General features: G+C 68.3%; 4 protein-coding genes. 1 reads left to right on the top strand and 3 read right to left on the bottom strand.

Translation table 11 applies throughout. The annotated features are described in order from the left end of the window. A partial coding sequence (locus tag VN779_RS20650) for a bifunctional [glutamine synthetase] adenylyltransferase/[glutamine synthetase]-adenylyl-L-tyrosine phosphorylase (protein ID WP_325725850.1) occupies positions 1-3,272 on the bottom strand: 3,272 nt, incomplete at its 3' end. A gap of 296 nt (positions 3,273-3,568) precedes the next feature. Between VN779_RS20650 and VN779_RS20645 the strand changes: the two genes are divergently transcribed. Further along, on the top strand, positions 3,569-4,273 hold the full coding sequence (locus tag VN779_RS20645) for a TetR/AcrR family transcriptional regulator (protein WP_325725848.1): 705 nt from the start codon (positions 3,569-3,571) through the stop codon (positions 4,271-4,273). A 66-nt stretch (positions 4,274-4,339) separates the two neighbouring features. On the opposite strand, the gene VN779_RS20640 is transcribed toward VN779_RS20645, so the two are convergent. Then, positions 4,340-6,007, bottom strand: coding sequence for an alkaline phosphatase family protein (locus VN779_RS20640; protein WP_325725846.1), 1,668 nt, complete (start codon positions 6,005-6,007; stop codon positions 4,340-4,342). Positions 6,008-6,201: 194 nt separating this feature from the next. Next, positions 6,202-7,539 carry a type I glutamate--ammonia ligase gene (glnA, locus tag VN779_RS20635; RefSeq protein WP_325725844.1) on the bottom strand — a complete coding sequence of 446 codons (1,338 nt, stop codon included), beginning with the start codon at positions 7,537-7,539 and terminating at the stop codon, positions 6,202-6,204. Between the last annotated feature and the right edge of the window lie 330 nt (positions 7,540-7,869).

The following is a 7,869-nucleotide window of genomic DNA, read 5'->3' as shown; positions in this document are numbered from 1 at the left end:
GGGTACCGGATCGGGTCGATCAGCGCGACGAACCGCGTTCCGACGTCCTTCGCGCCGGCGATCGGTGCGGCGCGCACCAAAGCCTGCGATTCCCAGACCCGCGACCAGCGCCGGTAGTACTCGGCGTAGGAGGCGAGGCTGCGCACCAGCGGACCTTGCCGGCCCTCGGGGCGCAGGTCGGCGTCTATCGCCAGCGGCGGATCGGTTCCGGGCGCCTGCAGCAGCCGACGCAGCTCGTTGGCCAGCTCAAAGGCGACCGCGGCCGCCTGGTGCTCGTCGGCGCCGTCCACCGGTTCGTGCACGAACATCACGTCGGCGTCCGAGCCGTAGCCGAGCTCGCCGCCGCCGAACCGCCCCATCGCGATCACCGCGAGCCGGGTCGGCAGCCGCCGCCAAGCATCGGATCCCGCGCGCTCGCCTGCCGCCGCATCGCCCTGTAGCTCCTCGCCCGCGCCGCCTCGAGGATCGGCGCGGCTGTCGTCGCGCGGGTTGCCCTGCTGGTCGCCACGCGAGTCACTTCGATCGCCTTCACGTGCGTCGCCGCGAGGGCTGCCACTTGAGCTGCCCTGGGGACCGTCATGCGAGTCGCCTCGATCGCCTTCACGTGCGTCGTCTCCGGGTGCATCGCCTGCGTCACCGCGCGCGTCACCTTGTAGGTCGTCGGGACCGTTGCTACTTGAGCCCTCACCCGACGCGCCTCCATCCGACGCGCCTCCATCCGACACGTCGTCACCCGGTGCACTACTGGCCGACGCGCCGCCTGGCGCCCCACGATCATCCACACCCCCGCCCACCGACGCGCTACCCAACACACCCGTGACCGACCGGCCGCCACCCGGCGCACCACTAACTGACGCACCACTAACTGACGCGCCGCCAGCTGACCCGGCACTATCTGACACGGCACCATCTGACACGCGGTTGCCCAGTGCATCGCGGTCCGCGCGCGCCGCGCGGAAGGTAACGATCGCCGTCAGCGCCGCCTCGATCGTGGCCGCAGTCACGTCCGTCAGCGCTCGTCCGAGGCAGTCCAATGCATCGGTGGACGCCGCCTCGCCGATCCGGTCCCGCAGATCGGCATCGCCGCGCGCCTCCGACGCCCCGGCCTCCCCGTCCAATGACCCCAATAGGTCCGCGGCCACGATCCGGAACAACTCCCGCCGCCGGATCGCGCGCACCGCCGTCACCGCCTGCTCCGCGTTGGGCGCACGGTCAACCACGGCCACCATCTCCGCCTCGATGGCCGCCCTGTCGCGCAGCACCAAGCCATCTCGCTGCCCCAGCAGCGCGACCGCCGCCGGATCACGTAGCAGCAGGTCCGGGACGTATCCGCCGCAGGACAAAATCCGAGCCAGTCGCCACGCCGCTTCGCCCTCATCCCTCAGTGTCCTGAGGTACCAGGGAGTCGAGCCGAGCGCATCGGACACCCGCCGGAACGCAAGCAGTCCGGCATCCGGATCTGGGGCGTCGGCGAACCAGCCCAGCATCACCGGAAGCAGCGTGCGCTGGATCGCAGCTCGCCGACTCACCCCCGTCGCGAGTGCCTCGATATTCGCCAGCGCCCCCGCGGGATCGGCGTATCCGAGCGCCGCGAGCCTCGCGCGCGCTTCCTGCGCCGACAGTCTCGGACTCGGCCCCGTTCCACTCGGCACCGCCGCCGCGCTGCTTTCGTCCAGCCGCGCAACCGCCACGAGCAATGGCCGGTAGAACAACTTCTCGTGCAGCCGCCGCACCTCACGCGCATGCGCGCGCCACGCCTTGCCCAGTTCGCCCGCCGGATCGATGGCCCACCCCATGGACCGGCCGATTCGGCGCAGCGCCGCCGGATTGTCGGGCATCGTATGGGTCCGCTCAAGCCGGAACAGCTGGATACGGTGCTCCAGCGTGCGCAGGAACCGGTAGGCGTCCGCTAGATGCGCCGCGTCTTCCCGACCGACATAGCCGCCCTCGGCAAGCGCGCCCAGCGCCTCCATCGTCCCTTGCACACGCAGCGTCTCGTCGCGCCGCCCGTGCACGAGCTGCAGCAGTTGCACCGCGAACTCGACGTCGCGCAAGCCGCCCGGTCCCAGCTTCAGCTCCCTGTCCACGGCGACGGAGCCCGGCGCGCGCCGCAGTGAGTCAGTCGCGTGGTCGACGACGCGCCGCCGCATCGCCTGCACGTCATCCACGAAGTGCTCGCGTCCGGCCGCCGCCCACACCATCGGGCTGATCATCGCGATATACGCGGCGCCCAGTGCCGCATCCCCCGCCACCGGCCGGGCCTTGAGCAGCGCCTGGAACTCCCAGGTCTTTGCCCACCGCTGGTAGTACGCCGCGTGGCTCGCCAGCGTCCGCACCAAGGGCCCTGACTTGCCCTCCGGCCGCAGCCCCGCGTCGACCTGCCAGATGCTGCCCTCCGCGGTGCTGTCCGAGCACAGCCGCATCATCCGCGACGCCAGCCGCGTCGCCGCACGCAATGCCTCGGCGTCGTCAACCGCCGCAGTATCCGCGCCTTCCGGACGCATTGGCTCGGCGACGAAGACCACATCTACGTCACTGACGTAGTTCAGTTCGCGCGCGCCGCATTTGCCCATGCCGATTACGGCGAGCCGGCACAACGCCGCGCTCGCGGGATCCTCCGCACGCGCAACAGCCAACGCCGCTTCCAGCGTCGCCCCAGCCAGCTCGGCCAGGTCGGCGGCTACCACGGACAGATCCGCTGACGCGGCCACATCCCGCGCGGTGATCGCCAACAGTGCCCTGCGATAGGCGACACGCAGCGCGTCCTCGGCAGCCAGCCCGGTGAGCGTCGCGAGCGGGAAGTCACCCTCCGCTGCGCCGCCGTCCGCATCCGAGGCCGCGTCCGAATCCAAGTCCGAACCGGCAGCCCCCACGGCCTCGAACATCAGCGCGCGGAATCGGCCCGGTTGCGGAGTCAGATCCTCGACCTCGAACTCCTCAAGCACATGCCAGGATTCGGGATGCCGCACCACGAAGTCACCGAGCGCCGCGCTGACTCCGAGCACGCCAAGCAGCCGATCACGCAGCGGCTTTGACGAGGCCAGCGTCGCGCGCAAGGTCTGTGGATCATCACTCGCCGCAAGCAGCCGGCCGAGCGCGGCCAGCGCCAAGTCGGGATCCGCGCATCGGCTCAGCGCATCGAGAACCACCGGATCCCGCCCGAGTTCGCCGAAGGATGCCGAACCGAGCAACGCCCCGGCCGCAGCCGGATCGACGAAACCCCGTCGGGCCAGCAGGCTGAGCTGCGATTCCCGCTCCCGATCAACGACCACCAGATGACTTTAACCAGCGCCACTCGACGAGTCACGCGATCGACTGACCCGGCAGATCGCCCACGACACCGTTTAGTGCGCTATTCCTACTGCTGCGCCGCGCGACGCCCGCCGCGACGCCGACTCCTACGGCGCCCCACTCGAAGTCCCGACGCTGCGGTGCAAGTCCATGCCGCGAAATCGACGCGCTGACTCCCTCAGAAGGGTGAGCGCCGAGTATGACGCCGCTTCGCCCGCAGTTCGCTCAAAAGAGTCGCGGCCCTCCCGGTTACCCTCCGCTGCGCTACGGTGACGCCATGCGTGACAGCGTCCTCGCCCCCACTTCCACCCCTCACCCCGGTTCCCCGCCGCCGGCCGCGCGGGCGGACCAAGACGGCGCTCATCCCGCCGGGCATCCGGGCCGGATCCGTCCCCGCGAACGCAAGACCCTGACACGAACCGACTGGACCGCGGCCGCCCTCGACGCCCTCGCGCGCGACGGCCTGCGCGCGGTCGCGGTCGAGCCGCTCGCCGAGCGACTCGGCGCCACAAAGGGCTCCTTCTACTGGCATTTCCGTGACCGTAACGCGCTACTCGAGGCCGCGGTCAACTATTGGGAGCGCACCGCCACCGACGAACTGATCGCCCGGCTCGAGAGCATCGGCGACGCGGACGAGCGGCACCGCGCCACCATCGGCTGGGTCGCCGAGTCCGAGCGCGACATGCAGATCTTCATGGTGTTGCTGTGGAACGCCGATCATCCGGTGATCGGACCGGTGATCAACCGGATCCTGAGCAAGCGCATGGCCTTCTCGTTGCGCCTGCGCGAGCAGTGCGGCGAGGACGTCGAACAGGCGCGCACCTCGATGATGTACGCCTACTCGGTGCTGCTTGGCCTGCAACTGCTGCGGCGCGCCGCCCCCCACTTGGTTCCGGAAGGCAGCACGCCGCAGGACCTGCGCGATTACGTCGCTTCGCTGATCAGGCAAGCAGCCGGGATTCCACTGCCGACCGCCGCCTGATCGCTTTCCGCACCGCGTCTCGTCGCGACCGTCTCGTCCAGCCGCGCCACGTCGCGCCGCTTCAACTCAGTCGCAGAGAACCGCGCCGCTGTTCGGGTCCAGGATGACCCGGTCGGCGGTGCGCTTGCCGAAGTCGAACATCGAGTTCAGCGAGCCCGCGACGGCGTCGAAGGAGTTGTCGCCGATCGATCCGGTCTTCCAGTTGTCCTCGACGAACTTCAGGATCGAACTCTGGTCGGTCACCGAGTGGTCGACGTAGTTCGTCTTCGAGTACGGCGAGATCACCAGCAGCGGAGTGCGCGGGCCGTAGCCGCAGCGGTCCTGCTGCTTGCCGAGCGGCACCCGGGACTGGCTGTTGCAAGCGCCGGCGCCGTTGAGGAAGTCCCAGTTCGCGTCCGATGACGAGTTCACGTTCGGCGGGGCGACGTGGTCGTACCAGCCGTCCGAGTCGTCGTAGGCGACGACCACCGCGGTGTTCTTCCAGTCCTTCGACTTCTCCAGCGTGTTGATCAGCGAGACTACGCCGTGCTGCTCATCGGTCGGGTCGGAGTAGCCGGCGTGGCCGTCCTGGTACTCGGCCTGCTTCACGTACGAGACCGCGGGCAGGTCGTTCGCCGCGACGGCCTTGTAAAAGTAGGACAGGTCGTATTGGTGGTTCGCCGGGCCGTTGTGGCCGATCTCGTTGATCGAGGCCGGCGCGGTGTGGTGCACGTTGGCCGTCGAGGCGTAGTACTCGAACGGGTTGTGGTGCGGGCTGTAGTCGGTCTCGGTCGCGCCGCCGACGTTCTTGTGCGACTGAGCGCAGATCGCCTTGCTCGTCGCGGTCGCCGGTGTGGTCGCGCCGAAGCCGCCCTGGAACCAGCCCCAGCTGACGCCCTTGGCGTTGAGCAGGTCGCCGACGTTCTTGCCGGTCATCGCCAGGTGGTCGCTCGCGTTCGAGCAGTCGTCGAAGGCGGGGTCGCTGTCACGCACGTCCGTGCCGATCCCGTTGGCGTCAGCCGAGGCCACGACGCTCGCGTCAGTCACCTTCTGGCCGGCCGCGTTGACCGCGTAACCTCCGTGCGTCTGACCCGAGATCAGGTTGATCGCACCAGGCGTCGAGGGGCCGTACACCGTGTCATACGAGTTGTCGCTCATCGCGTAGTTCTGCGCGTAGTTCCACAGCGCCGTCACCGTGTTGCCGTCGTAGTAGTCCATCACCAGACCGGGCACGCCCTGATCTGGAGCGGAGCAGCTCTCCGTCTGGGTGAACTGCGGGAACTTGTCGACCAAGCCGTTGTCGTACGCCTTCTGCTCGGCGTCGTAGCCGTGGCCCTGGTCGCAGGTGAGCGCCTGCGCCGGGGTGAGCCGCTTGGGGTTCACGCCGTTCGGGTTGGCCGTGAGCAGCGACGTGGTCAGACCGTCGACCGCCGGGGTGTTCTTCTTGGCGGTGAACTTGGTCCCGTCCGTGTTGGTCGCGTTCGGGTAGGTGCCGAAGTAGTGGTCGAACGAGATGTTCTCGTCGAAGATCACCACTAGATGCTTGATCGGCGTCGCGGTCGAGGAGCCGGAGCTCCAGTCGCCAAGAAGCACGTTCCCGCCGGCCTTCGGCTGCGCGGGGGTGGTCGCGCCCCCGCTGCCCCAGCTCGGCTGGGCGAGCGCGAATGTCAGGCCGAGCGCGGCGGCCGCGGCGGTACCCGCGACGGCCACCGGGCGACGGCCGGCCTGCTTGATGGTGCGTGGAACTCTTGCCACGTCTTCCCCTCCGCATGGAGCCGAGCTGGGTCGGCTTTCTCAGGATGTGCGGAGTAAGAGCTTGCTCTGGTGTACGGACCTAACGTCCACACCGAAGTGGCGCGCAGGTGAACTTCGGGGAAGCTCGTGACTTAACCAGCCGTTACCGGCTCGTGATAACAGAGCACGAAGACGGAGATCTGCCCGCCTGCGGCTTACAGCACCGGCAGGTACCTCGTCAGCTCGAACGGCGTGACCTGACGCTGGTACTCGTCCCACTCCGCACGCTTGTTGCGCAGGAAGAAGTCGAACACGTGCTCACCGAGGGTCTCCGCGACCAGTTCGCTGTGCTCCATGACCGCGATCGCCTCATGCAGCGACGCGGGCAGCGGCTCGATGCCCAGCGCACGCCGCTCGGCACGGGTAAGCGTCCACACGTCGTCGTCGGCGCCAGGAGGCAGCTCGTAGCCTTCCTCGATGCCCTTCATCCCAGCCGCGAGTAGCACCGCATACGCGAGATACGGGTTGCATGCGCTGTCCAGCGAACGAATCTCTACACGCGTCGACTGGCTCTTGCCCGGCTTGTACATCGGCACGCGCACGAGAGCGGACCGGTTGTTGTGTCCCCAGCTGATGTACGCGGGCGCTTCGCCGCCACCGGACAGCCGCTTGTACGAGTTCACCCACTGGTTGGTCACCGCGGTGATCTCGCCGGCGTGCCGCAGCAGGCCCGCGATGAACGAGCGCCCGGTCTTCGAGAGCTGGAACTCGGCGCCCGGCTCGTTGAAGGCGTTGCGGTCCCCCTCGAAGAGGGAGAGGTGCGTGTGCATACCGGAGCCCGGGTGATTGTTCAGCGGCTTCGGCATGAAGGACGCGTACACGCCCTGCTCGAGCGCGACCTCCTTTACCACCAGCCGGAAAGTCATGATGTTGTCGGCAGTTGTCAGCGCGTCGGCGTACCGCAGATCGATCTCCTGCTGACCGGGCCCGGCCTCGTGGTGACTGAACTCCACCGAGATGCCCATGGATTCCAGGTGGGTGATCGCCTGCCGGCGGAAGTCGTGTCCGACTCCATGCGGCGTCAGATCGAAGTACCCGGACGAGTCCACCGGCGTGGGTTCGACGCCACGTTCCGGCTGGCCTTTGAACAGGAAGAACTCGATCTCGGGGTGCGTGTAGAAGGTGAAGCCCTTCTCCGCGGCCTTGGCGAGCGCGCGCTTGAGCACGTACCGGGGGTCGGCGTACGAGGGCGTGCCGTCGGGCGTCAGGATGTCGCAGTACATGCGCCCGGTGCCGGGGGCTTCCGCGCGCCAAGGGAGGATCTGGAAGGTGGAGGGGTCCGGCTTCACGAGCATGTCGGATTCGTGGACCCGCGCGAAGCCTTCGATGGCGGACCCGTCGAACCCGATGCCCTCCGCGAAGGCTTGCTCCAGCTCGGCGGGGGCAACCGCGACGGATTTCAGGAAGCCGAGTACGTCCGTGAACCACAGACGGACGAACCGGATGTCCCGCTCCTCAAGCGTCCTGAGGACGAACTCCTGTTGCCGTTCCATGCTCCACGCTCCCGCATTGGCCGTGCCGCGCACGGTGTGAGGATCTGATCCACAGCTCAGTCACACACTATCGCGCGGGTGCGTTACGGCCGCATGAACCGGCCGGAGCGGGATCGGGTGGCCCATGTGCGGAGAGGGCACGACGCAGTTGGGCCCCGATCGACGTGAGTCGATCGGGGCCCAACTGTTGGCATGAAAATGCCCCGGGGTCTTGCCCGATCCGGTTGGATTGGGCAAGACCTCGGGGTGTTACGGGTTGTGCGGCGGTGTCCTGCTCTCCCGCCGGGTCTCCCCGGCAGTACCCTCGGCGCTGGCGGGCTTAGCTTCCGG

This window comes from Actinocrinis sp. (genome assembly GCF_035605935.1).
In the GTDB taxonomy this organism is placed as follows: Bacteria; Actinomycetota; Actinomycetes; order Streptomycetales; family Catenulisporaceae; genus Actinocrinis.
Note: the sequence above shows the minus strand (reverse complement) of the source record. Positions and strands in the feature narration are given on the sequence as shown.